This window comes from Nocardioides sp. GY 10113 (assembly GCF_004919105.1).
Classification (GTDB): domain Bacteria; phylum Actinomycetota; class Actinomycetes; order Propionibacteriales; family Nocardioidaceae; genus Nocardioides.
This window is the reverse complement of record NZ_STGK01000006.1, coordinates 134,911-149,836: the sequence shown is the minus strand read 5'-3', so window position 1 is coordinate 149,836 and position 14,926 is coordinate 134,911. Positions and strand designations below refer to the sequence as shown.

Here is a 14,926-nt window from a genome sequence, read left to right as displayed (position 1 = left end):
CCGGCCTCGAGGAGGCCGGGGCTTGATCGGTCGGGGTGAGTAACGGGACTTGAACCCGCGGCCCCCTGGACCACAACCAGGTGCTCTACCAGCTGAGCTATACCCACCATCGCCCACTCGCTGAGCGGGCGTGCACGAGTGTAGACGCACGCGCCCCGGTTCGTTGAATCGGGGCGGTCAGGAACCGAGCAGGCCGGTGATCGCCCCGCCGTGCCGCTCCGCGGCCGCCTTGGCGGCGTCGCTGTCGGGGCCCGGCTGAGGCACGAAGACCACGTCGCGGTAGTACCGCAGCTCCTCGATGCTCTCCTGGATGTCGGCCAGCGCGCGGTGGTTGCCGCGCTTGGTCGGAGCGTTGAAGTACGCCTTCGGGTACCAGCGCTTGGAGAGCTCCTTGATCGAGGAGACGTCGACGATCCGGTAGTGCAGGAACGCGTCCAGGTTCGTCATGTCGCGGGCCAGGAAGCCGCGGTCGGTGGCCACCGAGTTGCCGGCCAGCGGCGGGCGGCTGTCGGCCGGGCAGTGCTCGCGCAGGTAGGCCATCACCTGCTCCTCGGCCTCCTCCAGGGTCACCCCGGCGTCGAGCTCCTCGAGCAGTCCCGACGAGGCGTGCATGTTGCGGACGAACTCGATCATCTGGTCGAGCGCCTCGGCCGGCGGCTTGATCACGATGTCGACGCCGTCGCCGAGCACGTTGAGGTCGAAGTCCGTCACCAGCGCGGCCACCTCGATGAGGGCGTCGCTGCCGAGGTCGAGCCCCGTCATCTCGCAGTCGATCCAGACCAGTCGTTCGTTCACGGTGCAGACCCTACGCCGTGCGACGACACTCCCTGCCGTTCGCCTCTCAGCCGGCGCTCAGGGCCGGCGGTTACCCTCTGCCCGTGGAACGGGGACAAGTCTGGGCCTGGATCGGCCTGCTCGCGCGGCTGGTGACCGGCTCGGTCTGGGTCGTCGCGGGCGCGCTGAAGGTGACCACGCCCGACGCCAGCATCAACGCGGTGCGCGCCTACGAGCTGCTCCCCGGCAACAGCGCCGAGGCCGTCGGCCTGGTGCTGCCCGCGCTGGAGATCGTGGTCGGCCTGGCGCTGATCCTCGGCGTGTTCGCCCGCGGTGCGGCCGTGGTCAGCGCGCTGCTGTTCGCCGCCTTCATCGTCGGCATCGCCTCGGTCTGGGCGCGCGGCATCGAGATCGACTGCGGCTGCTTCGGCGGCGGCGGCGCGAAGGAGGGCGCCGCGTCGGCGTACCCCTGGGAGATCGCGCGGGACGCCGCGCTGCTCGCCGCGTCCCTGCTGGTGGCGTTCCTCCGCCGTACGCCGCTGGCGCTCGACGGCCTGCTCTTCCCGGCCCGCGACCGCGACCCCGAGCACCCTGACTCCGACGAGCACCACGACACCGACACGACCGCACCGGACGCCGCCGACCAGGCGCCGGTCGTCTCCTCCTGATCGACGAAGGACACCGACGCCCGATGGCAAGCAGCAACTCGAAGAAGGCCGCCCGCACCGAGAGGGCCGCCGCCGCCCGCGCCGAGCAGCAGCGCAGGGAGCGCAACCGCCGGTTCCTCACCATCGGCGGCGTCGTGCTGGTGATGGTGGTGCTGATCGGCGGCATCCTCGCCTTCACGCTCAACGAGCAGAACAGGAAGGACGAGAAGCTGGCGGCCGCGGGCAGCGCGGCCAGCAGCTACGGCGTCACCATCGGGCCCGACGACGCCCCGCACGACCTGGTCATCTACGAGGACTTCCTCTGCCCCTACTGCGGCGAGCTGGAGAAGCAGACCCGCGACGACCTCACCGAGCTCGCCGCGGCGGGCAACGTCCAGGTCGAGTACCGACCCTTCGACCTGCTCAGCGGGTCGTTCGGCGACTACCCGATCCGGGCCACCAACGCCTTCGCCGTCGTCCTGGACGCCTCCGGCTCCGACGTCGCCAAGGAGTTCCACGACCTGCTCTTCGAGAACCAGCCCTCGGAGAGCAACCCCGACGCCGTGACCGACGAGGACCTGGTCGACCTGGCCGTGGAGGCCGGTGCCGACGAGGCCGACGTGCGGCCCGGCATCGAGGACCTGGCGATGGAGGACTGGGTCACCGAGGCCACCCAGGAGGCCCGTGACGCCGGCGTCAACGGCACCCCCACGCTCATCCTCGACGGCGAGCAGTTCAGCGACGGCCGCACCGTCGACGACCTGGCCGCGAACCTGATCGCCGCGCTGCAGTGACGGCTCCGGCGGCTCCGCGGGGGTGACATCATCGGGTGCCATGACACCCGATGAGCGCACCGCCTTCGTCGCGGCGCTGCCGAAGGCCGAGCTGCACGTCCACCACGTCGGCTCGGCCTCGCCGGCCATGGTCGCCGAGCTGGCCGCCCGGCACCCGGGCACCGTGCCCAGCGACCTCGACGAGCTGCGCCGGTTCTTCGAGTTCCGCGACTTCGCCCACTTCATCGAGGTCTACCTGGCCGTCGTCGACCTGATCCGTACGCCGGAGGACATCCGCTTCCTCACCTACGAGATCGCGCGGGAGCTGGCCGGGCCCCAGAACGTCCGGTACGCCGAGCTCACCTGCACGCCGTACACCTCGGTGCTGCCGCACGTGGCCGACCGGGGGATGCCGATCGAGGCCTACACCGAGGCGATCGAGGACGCCCGGGTCGCCGCCGAGCGGGACCTGGGGATCGTGCTGCGCTGGATCTACGACATCCCCGGCGAGGACGGCGTCCCGGCCGGCGAGGCGACCCTGGGCTTCGCGCTGGACCACGCACCGGACGCGCTGGTCGGCTTCGGGTTGGGCGGCCCCGAGATCGGGGTGCCGCGGCCGCAGTTCAAGCCGGTCTTCGACGCCGCCCGGGCCGCCGGGCTGCGCTCGGTGCCGCACGCGGGGGAGACCACCGGCCCGGAGACCGTCTGGTCCGCGCTGCGCGACCTCGGCGCCGAGCGGATCGGCCACGGCACCTCCTCGGCCCAGGACCCGGAGCTGCTGGCGCACCTGGCCGAGAACGGGATCCCGCTGGAGGTCTGCCCCTCCTCCAACGTCGCCACCCGCGCGGTCCCGACGCTCGACGAGCACCCGCTCCGGACCTTCGTCGAGGCCGGGGTCACGGTCACCATCAACTCCGACGACCCGCCGATGTTCGGCACCACGCTGAACCGCGAGTACGAGATCGCCGCCGAGCTGCTCGACCTGGACGCCGACGGGATCGCCGACCTGGCCCGGGCGGGCGTGGACGCGTCGTTCGCACCCGACGACGTGAAGGCGCGGATCCGGGCCGAGATCGACGCCCGGTAGCGGCCTCCTAGCGCGAGTCGGCAGGAGCTTCCTGCCGACTCGCGGCCCGCCGGGCGTAGCGAGCGGTCAGCCAGAGCGCGACCGCCATCAACGCCAGCACGTCGACGAAGCCGAGGATCGACGCCCAGGGCAGGTCGATGTCGCCGGCCTCCAGGTTGGCGTAGAACGAGCCCAGAGGCGTCAGCAGGGGCCAGAGCACGACCAGGTGGCGGGCGAGGGCGAACGCGACCGCGTAGACCACCCCGAGACCGGTCAGGAAGAGCAGCTCCTCGCCGCCCATGCCGTAGCCCACGTGGTAGGCGCCATAGAGGACGGCGGCGCCGCCGACGCCGGCCGGCGTGCCGAGCTGGGCCTCCAGCCGGGTCTGCACGAAGCCGCGGAAGAAGATCGACTCGAAGACCCCGACCACCAGCGACATCACCAGCAGGGGGACCCAGTCGACCGGCGCGGGCAGGTCGTAGCCCCACAGGGTGAGCGCGAACTGGACGCCGCCGAAGAGCAGGGCGAACCCGAGCGGGCTGCGGAGGTCGTCGCGGCGCAGGCCGAGGTCGGCGAGGCCGCGGCGGCGGACCGCCACGGTGTAGACGACCGGCCCGGCGACGCCGACCAGCAGCGCGGCGGCGAAGAACAGGAACAGCCCGGCCACCCGGTCCGTGCCGAAGCCGACGAACGCGACCCGCTCGAGCGCCACCACGGCGACGTAGAGCAGCGCGATGACGGCGAGGTCGGCCCGGTCGGGCGTGCGCTCCCGGTGCGGGACGGCGCCGGGGAGCAGGGCGAGCAGCGCGGCCGAGCCGCCGACCGCGGCCAGGTACCAGCCGCCGCCGGCGACCGGCAGCAGAAGCAGCCCCGCCACCACCCAGCCGGTCCACAGGAGCCCGCGGGTGCGGGGGGTGGCGATCGAGACGAGCTCGGTGGCCATGGCACCAGTCCACCGCCGTACGGGGTCCGGCGGCAGTGCCGATGGTCGGCGTCGCCGCGACGGAGGTCCCGGCGACGCCCCTCGGGCTAGCGGACCCGGACGGTGGTCCGCTTCCGCGCGCTCCTGTACACCTTCGTGCCGGCGTAGCTGACGGTCACGGTGTGCTTGCCCTTCTTCAGCTTGCGCACCAGGACCGTCGCTCGGCCGCTCCTGACCTTCGCCGTGACGGCCTTGGCGCCGGAGACGGCGACCTTCACCCGGCCGGTCACCCGGTCGGTCGCGCGGCCGTCCAGCGACAGCCTCACGATGACCTTCGCGGCCCGCGTGCGACCGATGGCCCTCACGTTCAACGTCGCCCTCTTCTTCGCGACCGCGACGTCGGCCGTGGTGAGGGTCAGCGCCGCGAAGGTGTGCGGGCCGGTCAGCGTGACGACGCTGGCCAGCTCGAGGGTCGCGACGTTGCCGGCGTAGACCGTGACGCCGTCCTTCGTCGCCGACACGGTGTACGCCGCCTCCGGGTCGACCTCGGCGAACGTGATCGCGTAGGCGCCGTCGGCGTCGGTGGTGTCCGTGGCCGCGGCCTCCCAGTCGCCGCCGGCGGGCTGGCGCCACACGGTGACGTCGGCGCCCGCGACCGGGGCGTCCTGCGCGGTGACGACCGTGCCGGTCACGTCGCCCGGGACCACCGGCGTGGGGGCCGGCTGGGCCAGCGCGATGACCGAGCTGGTCGAGCCCTGCCCGAGTCCCACCGTGCTGGCATCGGCCTGCGCCGCCGTGAGCGCCTCGGGGTTGGCGAGCCACCAGCCGTCCTCGATCGCCTCCGCGGAGAAGTGCAGCTGGAACTCGTCGAGGTAGTAGTCGCCGCCGCCGTCCCGGCCGAGCGGCACCACCATCGAGAACCTGCCCTCGGCGTCCGTGGTCGCGGTGCCGACCACGTCGTCGGGGGCGTCGGTCGACCGTGCCTCGACCGTCACGCCGGCGATCGGGTCGCCGGGGGAGCCCCCGACGTAGGTGACGCAGAAGGGGTCCGCCGGGTCGCACTCCATCGGGGTGCCCGCGACGTAGTAGGCGACCTCGCCGGCGAGGGTGCCGGTGTGGTCGGTCGTGGCGGCGGCGGGGCGGGCCAGCCCGGCGGCCTCGACGACCGCCGCGAGCATCAGCACGGCCACCAGGCCCGCCAAGCGCCGTACCGCCGCTCCCCGCCGCCGGTTGTCGGTGCCAGGGTGTGGTCGCTGCATGGATCGTCCTTCTGTCGCCGGGGCGCGAGTTTCGTCTCCGGGCGTGGATCGGCAGGAGAACGCCGGACCTGAACGGTGCGCCCGAGGCCGCCCGGGACGGGCCGCTGCGGCATACTAGCCGCGGGTTCAGGCCCGAGGCCTCCGTAGCTCAGCTGGATAGAGCAGCGGCCTTCTAATCCGCGGGTCACAGGTTCGAATCCTGTCGGGGGCGCCGCGCAGCACCGAGAAACGCCGACGCGGCGGCTCCCCGAGGGGGCCGCCGCGTCGCGCGTCCGGGGGAGTGCGGAGGGTCAGCCGCGCAGGCCGGCCATCCAGTCCTCGACGCCCTGCACGTCGCGGGGCATCGCCGAGGAGAGGTTGCGGACGCCGTCGGCGGTGACCACCACGTCGTCCTCGATCCGGATGCCGATGCCGCGCAGCTCCTCGGGCACCAGCAGGTCGTCCTCCTGGAAGTAGAGGCCCGGCTCCACGGTGAGCACCATGTTCTCGGCCAGGACGCCGTCGCGGTAGGACTCCGGCGCGGCCTGGCCGCAGTCGTGGACGTCCATGCCGAGCATGTGGCTGACGCCGTGCAGGGTCCAGCGCGAGTAGACCTTCGAGCTCGGGTCCAGGGCCTCCTCGACCGAGACCGGGAGCAGCCCGAGGTCGCCCAGCCCGTTGGCCAGCACCACCATCGCGGCCTCGTGGCCGGCCAGGAACGGCTTGCCCGGGGCGAGCGCGGAGATCGCGGCCTCCTGGGCGTCGTAGACCATCGTGTAGAGGTCGCGCTGCAGCGAGGTGAACCGGCCCGTGACGGGGAGCGTGCGGGTGATGTCCGCGGTGTAGAGGTTGTGATTCTCCACACCCATGTCGAGCAGGATCAGCTCCCCGGGGACCACCGCGCCGGAGTTCTCGATCCAATGCAGCGTGGTCGCGTGCGAGCCGTTGGCCACGATCGAGTCGTAGCCGATGTCGTTGCCCATCGCCCGGGCGCGGCGGAAGAACGTGCCCTCCAGCCAGCGCTCGCCGTAGCGGAGCACGTTGGCCCAGTCGCGCAGGCTGTCCTCGAAGCCGAGCGCGGTGGCGTCGACCGCCTCCTGGAGCTCGCCGAGCTCCCACTCGTCCTTGATCAGGCGCATCTCCGAGACCACCCGGGCGAGGTCCGCGTCGCGGGTCGCGTCGGCGGAGACGAGTGCGTCCACGTCGGCGGAGATCCCCCGGTGGACCCGGGTCTTGACCGGGTGACCGAGGAGGTCGCCGAGCTCGGAGACGTGGCGTACGGGCAGGCCCAGCTGGGCCTCGAGCTCGCCCAGGGAGGGCCTGCGACCTGCCCAGAGGGCGCCGTACTGGCGGTCGCGGAAGAACTCGTCGCTGTCCAGGCCCGAGCGCGGGCGGGCGTAGAGCGTGGAGCCGCCGTCGGGCTCGATCACCAGCACGGCGTCCGAGGTCTGGTTGCCGGAGAAGTAGGTGTGCGCGGTGTCCGGGCGAAACCGGTAGTCGGTGTCGTTCGCGCGGACCTTGAACGTGCCGGCGGGCAGCACCAGGCGCTCGCCCGGGAACATCGCCGCAAGCCGCGCCCGGCGATCGCGGGCGTACGGCGCGATCGGGTGCTCGGAGACGTCGCGCTCCGCGTCGTGCCACCCGGTGCGCATGAAAGCGGCGTAGGCGTCCGGCACGGGCTGGTCGTGGGACTCGGTCCGCGGTGCGCTCTCGGGGGCGTCGATCGGTACTGCTGCGTGCTCGTTGTCCACGTCACCAGGGTACGCCGGCGAATCCGGGCTACGAAGTCGCTGCCGATAGGCTTCGACCCATGCCTGCCCACTACCGCGAGAGCGTCTCGTTCACGGTCCTCGTGACCGTTGCGGTCGCGCTCGGGGCGTCGGCAGTGCTGCTCCTGCTCGCGGTGTCGGGGGCCCCGTCGATCACCCTGCTCGCCACCATCATGGCAGCACTGCCGGTGGGGCCGCTGCTGGTGGCGTACCTGTGGCTGGATCGCTACGAGCCCGAGCCGAAGACGCTGCTCGCGCTCGGCCTGCTCTGGGGCGCCTGCGTGGCCACCGTCGCCGCGCTGCTGCTGCAGGGACTGGGCGGCTTCGTCGTGGGCTTCGCCAGCACCGCGGAGCTGGCCGTGGTCGCGCCGGTCACCGAGGAGGCCTCCAAGGGCCTCTTCCTGCTCCTGCTGCTGTGGTGGCGTCGGGCCGAGGTGGACGGCATCCTCGACGGCATCGTCTACGCCGGCATGGTCGGCATCGGGTTCGCCTTCACCGAGAACATCCTCTACCTGGCCGCCGCCTACGACGGCATGGACGGGATGGGCCCCGGCGGCATCGCCGGGATCACCTCGACCTTCGTGATGCGGTGCCTGTTCAGCCCGTTCGCCCACCCGCTCTTCACCGCCTTCATCGGCGTCGGCGTGGGGGTCGCGGTGGCCACCCGCTCGCCCCTGGTGCGCGCCACCGCCCCGGTGGTCGGCTACGCCTGCGCGGTCGTCGCGCACGGGACGTGGAACGCGTCCACCGTCTACGGGCTCGGCTCGTTCCTGCTGGTGTACGCCGTGCTGATGGCGCCCGCGTTCGGCGGCATGGTCGGCCTGGCGCTGTGGGCGCGCGGGTCCGAGCGCCGGATGCTGGCCGCGGCCCTGGAGGACGCCGCCCGGCGCGGCCTGATCCCGGCCACCGACATCGGCTGGGTGGTGGACCTCCGCGCGCGGCGGATCGCGCGCCGGCACGCCCGCGCGGTGGGTGGTGCCCAGGCGCAGCGGGCGATGCGGGACTACCAGCAGGCGGCGATCGAGCTCGGCTACCTGCACCACCGGCTGCTGCGGGGCACCGCGCCGGTCGACTGGCAGGCCCGTGGGCAGTCCTTCTTGCACAGCATCCAGGCGAATCGCCCCCGGTTCGCCTTCCCCGGACAGGTGGTACCCCAGCAATGACCGGAACCGAGGCAGCCGTGACGGCCGTGCTCGCCGACGCATCGGGCGGCGGCAAGCTGCTGACCGAGGTGGTGCGGCTCAACGGCGCGCTCAAGGCCGCCCCGCTGCCCCTCGACCTGCCCGGCGTCGACGCCATGCGCGAGTCCCGCGCCCAGCTGATCGAGCAGCTCGAGGACTACGTCATCCCGCGGTTGATGACGCTCGACGCGCCGTTGCTGACCGTCGTCGGCGGCTCCACCGGGGCCGGCAAGTCGACCCTGGTGAACAGCCTGGTCGGCCACCGCGTGACCACGCCGGGGGTGCTCCGTCCGACCACCCGGTCGCCCGTCCTGGTGCACCATCCGGAGGAGGGACACTGGTTCGGACCGGACCGGCTGCTGCCCGACCTCAAGCGGGTGGCCGCGCCGACCACGGACCAGGACTCGATCCAGCTGGTGGCCTCGGACTCCGTGCCGCGGGGCATCGCCATCCTGGACGCGCCCGACGTCGACTCGGTCGATGCCCGCAACCGTGAGCTGGCGGGCCAGCTGCTGGCCGCCGCGGACCTGTGGCTCTTCGTCACCTCCTCGGCGCGCTACGCCGACCAGGTGCCGTGGGAGTACCTCAAGCAGGCCGTGGAGCGCTCCACCGCCGTCGCGCTGATCCTCGACCGCACCCCCGCGGAGTCGGTCTCGACCGTCTCCGCCCACCTGGCCCGGATGATGGCCTCCCGCGGGCTCAAGGACTCCCCGCTCTTCGGCGTCGCCGAGGGACCCGTCGACGACGACGGGCTGCTGCCCGCCGGGCACGTCGCGGACGTCCGGGGCTGGCTGGAGGCGCTGGCCGACGACGCCCCCGCGCGCCGCGGCGTGGTCAACCAGACGGTCGGCGGCGCCGTGCGCACGGTGACCCGCAAGGCGTACCCGATCGCCGACGCCGCCACCGCGCAGGTCGACGCCGTGGCCGGCCTGCTGGCCACCGCCGACCGGGTGTACGACGAGGCGACCGCCTCGCTGCAGGCCGCCGGCCGCGACGGCTCGATGCTGCGCGGCGAGCTGCTCGCGCGCTGGCAGGAGTTCGTGGGCAGCGGCGAGCTCGTCCGCTCCCTGGACGCCAAGGTCGGCTTCGTCCGCGAACGACTGGTCAACGCCATCAAGGGCAAGCCCCAACAGGCCGAGCGCGTCGCGATCGCGATCGAGGTCGCCTACGAGTCCCTGGCCGCCGACCGCGCCGAGCTGGCCGCCGCGACCGCCTCCGCCGCCTGGTCCGGCGACGAGCACGGCCGGGCGCTGCTGTCGGCGGCGACCGACGACCTGTCCCGCGCCGGACGCGCGCTGCGCACCCGCGCCGCCGGCTCGGCCCGCGACTGGCAGGCCGAGCTGCAGGCCCTCGTCAAGGAGGGCAGCGGCGACGTGCGGGCGACCGCACGGTTCCTCGCCCTGGGGGTGCGCGGCCTCGCGATCGCACTGGCCGTGGTCACCCTCGGCGAGGCCGCACCGCAGGGCCCCGCCAACGAGTCGGTGCGGCTCGGCCGGAACCTGCTGGAGACCGTCGTCGGCGCCGAGGCGACCGACGCCATGGTGGCCGCGGCGGGCCGTTCGCTGGAGGAGCGGCTCGGTGAGCTGCTGGCCGGGGAGCGCGAGCGCTACCTGGCGCCGGCCCAGGAGTGGGAGCTCACGCCCGAGGCGCCCGAGCAGCTGCGCCACGCGGCGCGCCGGGTCGACGACCTGCGGTTCGCCGCCAAGAAGGAGATGGGGGAGCGCTGGTGACGGCCCTGACCGACGAGCTCGACGAGGTGCGCGAGCTCGCCACCCGCGGCACCGCGATCGGTGCGCGCCTGGACGGCCTCGACGCCGCGGTCTCCGCGGCACGCGGGCGGCTGGACGACGCGCTCCTCGACGACATCACCGCCGGCACGCGACGCGCGACCGAGCGGCTGCGGCTCTCCGCCCAGCACACCGTCGTCGCCATCGCCGGTGCGACCGGCTCGGGCAAGTCCTCCACCTACAACGCGCTGGCCGGCCTGGAGCTCTCCTCGGTCGGCGTGCGCCGGCCCACCACGTCCTGGGCGACCGCCGTCGTCTGGGGCCACGAGGGCGCCGGGGAGCTGCTGCACTGGCTCGGCATCCCGCCGCGTCACCAGACCATGCGGGACTCCCTGCTCGACGCCGGCGGCGACGAGCAGGAGTTCGACGGCGTCGTACTGATGGACCTGCCCGACCACGACTCCACGGAGGTGGCCCACCACCTCGAGGTGGACCGCCTCGTCGAGCTGGCGGACCTGCTGGTCTGGGTCGTCGACCCCCAGAAGTACGCCGACGCGGCGCTGCACGACCGGTACCTCAAGCCGCTGGCCGGGCACGAGGACGTGATGCTCGTGGCGGTCAACCACATCGACACCATCCCCGAGGACAAGCGGGAGGCGATGGTCGACGACGTGCGCCGACTGCTGGCCGAGGACGGCCTGCGCGACGTCAAGGTCCTCCCCGTGAGCGCCCGCCACGGCCTCGGCATGGCGGAGCTGCGCCGCGAGATCACCGAGCGGGTCACCTCCAAGCGCGCCGCCGCGATGCGGCTGGAGGCCGACGTGGCCGCCGCCGCGCGCCGCCTCGAGGAGGCCGGCGGTGACGCCGACGCGCCGGAGGTCTCGGCCGACGCGGTCACGGACCTGGAGCGCAAGGTCGGCGAGGCCGTCGGCATCCCCGTGATCGCCCAGGGCGTACGCCGCAGCGTCAGTGCTCGGGCCGGCCGGGCCACCACCTGGCCGCCGCTGGCGCTGCTGAGCCGCAGGCCGGACACCGAGCTCGCGACCGAGCTCGGTGCCGGGTCCGCCGACCGCCGTGACCTGCCGCAGGTCGGCGAGGTGCAGCGGGGTGCCCTGAACACCGCGATCCGCGAGTTCGCCGACGACTGCAGCGGCGGCCTGGCCCTGCCGTGGGCACACGCCATCCAGGCTGCCGCCACCGACCGTCTCGCGGAGACCGGCGACCGGATCGATCGCGAGCTGCGCGGCGCGGAGCTGGGCGCCTCCCGGCTGCCGTTCTGGGCGCACGTCCTGCGGGTGCTGCAGTGGCTGCTGCTGCTCGCCGCGATCGCCGGCGGCGCGTGGTGGGCGCTCGCGGCGTTCGGAGTCGTGGACCCGGCGCCCGAGGTCGGCGGGCTCCCGGTGCCCGCGCTCGTGCTGGGTGGTGCCCTTGGCGCCGGCCTGGTGCTGGCGGTGATCGGCCGTATCGCCAGCTCGTCGCTGGCGCGCTCCCGCTCCCAGGGCGCCGAGGATGCGCTCGACCGGGCGGTGGCGGGCGTGCTCGACGGCGAGGTGGTCCGTCCGGTCCGCGCCGTGGTCCGCGACTACTCGGACTTCCGGTCCGGGGTCCGCGCCGCGCGCGGCTGACGTCGTCCACCTCGACCGACTGCCCCAGCGCTGACGCCGCGGCCCGGTTGTCGCGCACAGCCGTCGATCCCTCCGCCGCTGTCCCCAGGCCTCGTGCCGGTCGGGGCGGCAGCGTCGGGGGCGTTGCGTGGACTCCTCTCGCACGGCCCGCACCGGCGGGCCACGAGGAGAGGAGAGTCCCATGGCCAACGACACGATGGTCACGCTGCAGGGGTGGTTGGGCGGGGAGCCGTCCGGTCGCGACGTCGGCGGCGTGCTGGTGACCCACTTCCGGGTGGCGTGCACGCCGCGGCGGTTCAACCGCCAGCGTGAGGAGTGGGTCGACGGCGAGACGCAGTGGTACACCGTCAGCGCCTGGCGGGCGCTGGCCGACCACTGCCTGCGCTCCCTGCGCAAGGGTGACCCGGTCGTGGTGCACGGCCGGCTCACCCACCGCAGCTACGTCAACAAGGCCGACACCGAGGTGGTCGCGCTGGAGGTCGAGGCGATCACGGTCGGCCACGACCTGTCGCGTGGCTGCACCGAGTTCCGCCGGACCTCTCCCGCCCAGGGGTTCGAGCCCGCGGCCGGGGCGGGGGCGGGGGCGTCCGGCGCCGCCGCCTGAGCGCTGGGGAGGCGGGGCCGCGGCACCCGTCTCCCGGGTGGCCGTCGTGGTCTGGGACGGCGGCCACCCCGAACGGGCTTCCGGGCGCGAATCTGCGTAGCCTTGCGGCCATGGCGGAATACATCCTCTCCCTGCGCAACGTGCGCAAGGCCCACGGCGACAAGGTCGTCCTCGACAACGTGACGTTGTCGTTCCTGCACGGCGCGAAGATCGGCGTCGTCGGCCCGAACGGCATGGGCAAGTCCTCGCTCCTCAAGCTGATGGCCGGCCTGGACCAGCCGAACAACGGCGACATCGTCCGTGACCCCGACGCGACCGTCGGGATGCTCCAGCAGGAGCCGCCCCTGTCCGAGGGCAAGACGGTCCTTGAGAACGTGGAGGAGGCCGTCGGCGAGATCAAGGCCAAGCTCGACCGGTTCAACAAGATCTCCGAGGAGCTGGCGGACCCCGACGCCGACTACGACACGCTCCTGGCGGAGATGGGCGACCTGCAGACCGACCTGGACCACGCGAACGCGTGGGACCTGGACTCCCGCCTCGACCAGGCCATGGACGCGCTGCGCTGCCCCCCGCCGGAGCTGCTCGTCGACAACCTCTCCGGTGGTGAGCGCCGCCGGGTCGCGCTCTGCAAGCTGCTGCTCCAGCAGCCTGACCTGCTGCTCCTCGACGAGCCCACCAACCACCTCGACGCCGAGTCGGTGCAGTGGCTGGAGGGGCACCTGAAGAGCTACCCGGGCGCGGTCCTCGCCGTCACCCACGACCGGTACTTCCTGGACAACGTCGCCGAGTGGATCGCCGAGGTCGACCGCGGCCAGATCCACGGCTACGAGGGCAACTACTCCACCTACCTGGAGACCAAGAAGGAACGGCTCAAGATCGAGGGTCAGAAGGACGCCAAGCGCGCCAAGATGCTCGAGAAGGAGCTGGAGTGGGTGCGCTCCAACGCCAAGGCGCGCCAGACCAAGTCGAAGTCGCGTCTGGCCCGCTACGAGGAGCTGGCCGCCGAGGCCGACAAGGCCCGCAAGGTCGACACCGCCGACATCAACATCCCGCCGGGTCCGCGCCTGGGTGACGTGGTGCTCGAGGCCGACCACCTGGTCAAGGCGTTCGACGGCCGCACGCTGTGGAACGACATCAGCTTCACGCTGCCGCGCGCCGGCATCGTCGGCGTGGTCGGCCCCAACGGCGTCGGCAAGACGACGCTGTTCCGGATGATCACCGGCGGCGAGACCCCCGACGAGGGCAAGCTCACCGTCGGCCAGACCGTCAAGCTCTCCTACGTCGACCAGTCCCGCGGCGGCATCGACCCCAACAAGAACGTCTGGGAGGTCGTCTCCGACGGCCTGGACTTCATCAAGGTCGCGAACTTCGAGATGAACTCGCGCGCCTACGTCGCCTCGTTCGGCTTCAAGGGCCCGGACCAGCAGAAGAAGGCCGGCGTGCTGTCCGGCGGTGAGCGCAACCGCCTCAACCTCGCGCTCACCCTCAAGCAGGGCGGCAACGTGCTGCTCCTCGACGAGCCGACCAACGACCTGGACGTGGAGACGCTCTCCAGCCTCGAGGACGCCCTGCTGGACTTCCCCGGCTGCGCCGTGGTCACCTCGCACGACCGCTGGTTCCTCGACCGCATCGCCACCCACATCCTCGCCTGGGAGGGCGACGACGAGGACGGCGGCAAGTGGTTCTGGTTCGAGGGCAACTTCGCCTCCTACGAGGCGAACAAGGTCGAGCGCCTCGGCGTCGAGGCCGCCCGCCCGCACCGCGTCACCCACCGCCGCCTCACCCGCGACTGAGCTGGATGGGCCGAGCGTGTCGGCGCTTCGCTTGACACGCTGCCGGCCGCGCAGTCGACCGCCGCTGGCCGCCAGGTGTCCTGGCGGCCAGCGGCGTCTGCGCGCGGGGAGGCTCGCTCGCGCCCTCCGGGCGCTCGTTCCTCGCTTCCTCCGGAGCGCCTGCTTCGCGTTCCCCGCGCTGCAGACGTCGAGCCTCTCGCGGGGTCAGGCGGTGGCGTTGGTCAACAGAGGCCACGTGAAACCCGTGCTACATGTAGGTCGGCGGCGTAGGTCCTCGCGGTGGGCGGGTCAGGTGGCGCGGAGCTCGCGGGCGGGGTGGTCGCCGATCAGTCGGTCGGCGACCGCGTCCATCACCCGCCGCAGGGCGGCGAAGTCCTCGGGCGAGGCGAGGTCGACCAGGTAGTCGCGGACGCCGTTGACGTGCACCGGGGCAGCCGTCTCCAGCGCCTGCCAGCCGGCCGGCGTCAGCCGGGCGAGGACGCCGCGCCGGTCCTCCGGGGAGTCGCACCGCTCGACCAGGCCGTCGCGCTCCATCCGGGCCACCGTGTGGGTGATCCGGCTGCGGCTGTGGGCCAGGGAATCGGCGAGCTGGGCCATCCGCATCTGGCCGTCGGACTCGGAGAGCCGGACCATCACCTCGTACTCGACCAGCGACATGCCGAACCTGCGACGCAGGTCCTCCTCGAGCCGGTCGTTGAGGAGGGTGGTGCCGAGCAGGAAGGCCCGCCAGGTCTGCTGCTGCTCGGCATCGAGCCAGCGGGGCTCCGTCGCCGCTGGGCCATCCGGGTCGCTCACGCGAGCCAGTGT

At 73.0% G+C, this 14,926-nt stretch carries 13 protein-coding genes and 2 tRNA genes; 9 read left to right on the top strand and 6 right to left on the bottom strand.

What is annotated here, in order from left to right; translation table 11 throughout:
• Window positions 1–34: 34 nt before the first annotated feature.
• Together E8D34_RS10000 and orn are read right to left on the bottom strand one after the other, a co-directional pair.
• Window positions 35–107: transfer RNA gene (locus E8D34_RS10000), tRNA-His, on the bottom strand.
• 70 nt (window positions 108–177) lie between these two features.
• A complete protein-coding gene (gene orn, locus E8D34_RS09995; protein ID WP_136594485.1) occupies window positions 178–795 on the bottom strand; it encodes an oligoribonuclease in 618 nt (205 codons plus the stop codon).
• A gap of 83 nt (window positions 796–878) precedes the next feature.
• Here orn and E8D34_RS09990 point away from each other — a divergent pair, with 83 nt between their 5' ends.
• The 3 genes from E8D34_RS09990 to E8D34_RS09980 are packed head-to-tail and all read left to right on the top strand — an operon-like array spanning window position 879 to window position 3,281.
• On the top strand, window positions 879–1,442 hold the full coding sequence (locus E8D34_RS09990) for a MauE/DoxX family redox-associated membrane protein (protein WP_136594484.1): 564 nt from the start codon (window positions 879–881) through the stop codon (window positions 1,440–1,442).
• 23 nt (window positions 1,443–1,465) lie between these two features.
• Entirely contained in the window at window positions 1,466–2,215 is a 750-nt protein-coding gene (locus E8D34_RS09985) for a thioredoxin domain-containing protein (protein WP_136594483.1), read from the top strand.
• 40 nt (window positions 2,216–2,255) lie between these two features.
• Window positions 2,256–3,281 carry an adenosine deaminase gene (locus E8D34_RS09980; RefSeq protein ID WP_136594482.1) on the top strand — a complete coding sequence of 342 codons (1,026 nt, stop codon included), beginning with the start codon at window positions 2,256–2,258 and terminating at the stop codon, window positions 3,279–3,281.
• A 7-nt stretch (window positions 3,282–3,288) separates the two neighbouring features.
• Here E8D34_RS09980 and E8D34_RS09975 read toward each other — a convergent pair whose 3' ends face one another.
• Window positions 3,289–4,203: a CPBP family intramembrane glutamic endopeptidase gene (locus E8D34_RS09975; protein ID WP_136594481.1), complete on the bottom strand. Its 915-nt coding sequence runs from the start codon at window positions 4,201–4,203 to the stop codon at window positions 3,289–3,291.
• Between the two features lie 86 nt (window positions 4,204–4,289).
• Entirely contained in the window at window positions 4,290–5,441 is a 1,152-nt protein-coding gene (locus tag E8D34_RS09970; RefSeq protein WP_136594480.1) for a carboxypeptidase regulatory-like domain-containing protein, read from the bottom strand.
• A 137-nt stretch (window positions 5,442–5,578) separates the two neighbouring features.
• On the opposite strand from E8D34_RS09970, the gene E8D34_RS09965 reads away from it, so the two are divergent.
• Window positions 5,579–5,652: transfer RNA gene (locus E8D34_RS09965), tRNA-Arg, on the top strand.
• Between the two features lie 79 nt (window positions 5,653–5,731).
• On the opposite strand, the gene E8D34_RS09960 is transcribed toward E8D34_RS09965, so the two are convergent.
• Window positions 5,732–7,171, bottom strand: coding sequence for an aminopeptidase P family protein (locus E8D34_RS09960; protein WP_240771273.1), 1,440 nt, complete (start codon window positions 7,169–7,171; stop codon window positions 5,732–5,734).
• Window positions 7,172–7,230: 59 nt separating this feature from the next.
• Between E8D34_RS09960 and E8D34_RS09955 the strand changes: the two genes are divergently transcribed.
• From E8D34_RS09955 to ettA, 5 genes are all read left to right on the top strand, one after another.
• Window positions 7,231–8,352, top strand: a complete 1,122-nt coding sequence (locus E8D34_RS09955; protein WP_136594479.1) for a PrsW family intramembrane metalloprotease — start codon at window positions 7,231–7,233, stop codon at window positions 8,350–8,352.
• A complete protein-coding gene (locus tag E8D34_RS09950) occupies window positions 8,349–10,100 on the top strand; it encodes a dynamin family protein (protein ID WP_136594478.1) in 1,752 nt (583 codons plus the stop codon). The genes E8D34_RS09955 and E8D34_RS09950 overlap by 4 nt, the downstream gene beginning before the upstream one ends.
• The gene (locus tag E8D34_RS09945) at window positions 10,097–11,722 is read left to right on the top strand and encodes a GTPase (RefSeq protein WP_240771272.1); all 1,626 of its coding nucleotides are present in this window, start codon (window positions 10,097–10,099) and stop codon (window positions 11,720–11,722) included. The genes E8D34_RS09950 and E8D34_RS09945 overlap by 4 nt, the downstream gene beginning before the upstream one ends.
• A gap of 181 nt (window positions 11,723–11,903) precedes the next feature.
• Window positions 11,904–12,326, top strand: coding sequence for a single-stranded DNA-binding protein (locus E8D34_RS09940; protein WP_136594477.1), 423 nt, complete (start codon window positions 11,904–11,906; stop codon window positions 12,324–12,326).
• Between the two features lie 110 nt (window positions 12,327–12,436).
• Window positions 12,437–14,119 (top strand): energy-dependent translational throttle protein EttA, encoded by a 1,683-nt coding sequence (ettA, locus tag E8D34_RS09935; protein WP_136594476.1) that lies wholly within the window; start codon window positions 12,437–12,439, stop codon window positions 14,117–14,119.
• Window positions 14,120–14,407: 288 nt separating this feature from the next.
• On the opposite strand, the gene E8D34_RS09930 is transcribed toward ettA, so the two are convergent.
• Window positions 14,408–14,914: a MarR family transcriptional regulator gene (locus E8D34_RS09930; protein WP_240771271.1), complete on the bottom strand. Its 507-nt coding sequence runs from the start codon at window positions 14,912–14,914 to the stop codon at window positions 14,408–14,410.
• Between the last annotated feature and the right edge of the window lie 12 nt (window positions 14,915–14,926).

Coding starts and splice junctions, on each gene's coding strand:
- E8D34_RS09975 (WP_136594481.1), bottom strand. CDS start 4,203: ATGGCCACCGAGCTCGTCTCGATCGCCACCCCCCGCACCCGCGGGCTC.
- E8D34_RS09955 (WP_136594479.1), top strand. CDS start 7,231: ATGCCTGCCCACTACCGCGAGAGCGTCTCGTTCACGGTCCTCGTGACC.
- E8D34_RS09985 (WP_136594483.1), top strand. CDS start 1,466: ATGGCAAGCAGCAACTCGAAGAAGGCCGCCCGCACCGAGAGGGCCGCC.
- E8D34_RS09970 (WP_136594480.1), bottom strand. CDS start 5,441: ATGCAGCGACCACACCCTGGCACCGACAACCGGCGGCGGGGAGCGGCG.
- E8D34_RS09940 (WP_136594477.1), top strand. CDS start 11,904: ATGGCCAACGACACGATGGTCACGCTGCAGGGGTGGTTGGGCGGGGAG.
- E8D34_RS09950 (WP_136594478.1), top strand. CDS start 8,349: ATGACCGGAACCGAGGCAGCCGTGACGGCCGTGCTCGCCGACGCATCG.
- ettA (WP_136594476.1), top strand. CDS start 12,437: ATGGCGGAATACATCCTCTCCCTGCGCAACGTGCGCAAGGCCCACGGC.
- E8D34_RS09980 (WP_136594482.1), top strand. CDS start 2,256: ATGACACCCGATGAGCGCACCGCCTTCGTCGCGGCGCTGCCGAAGGCC.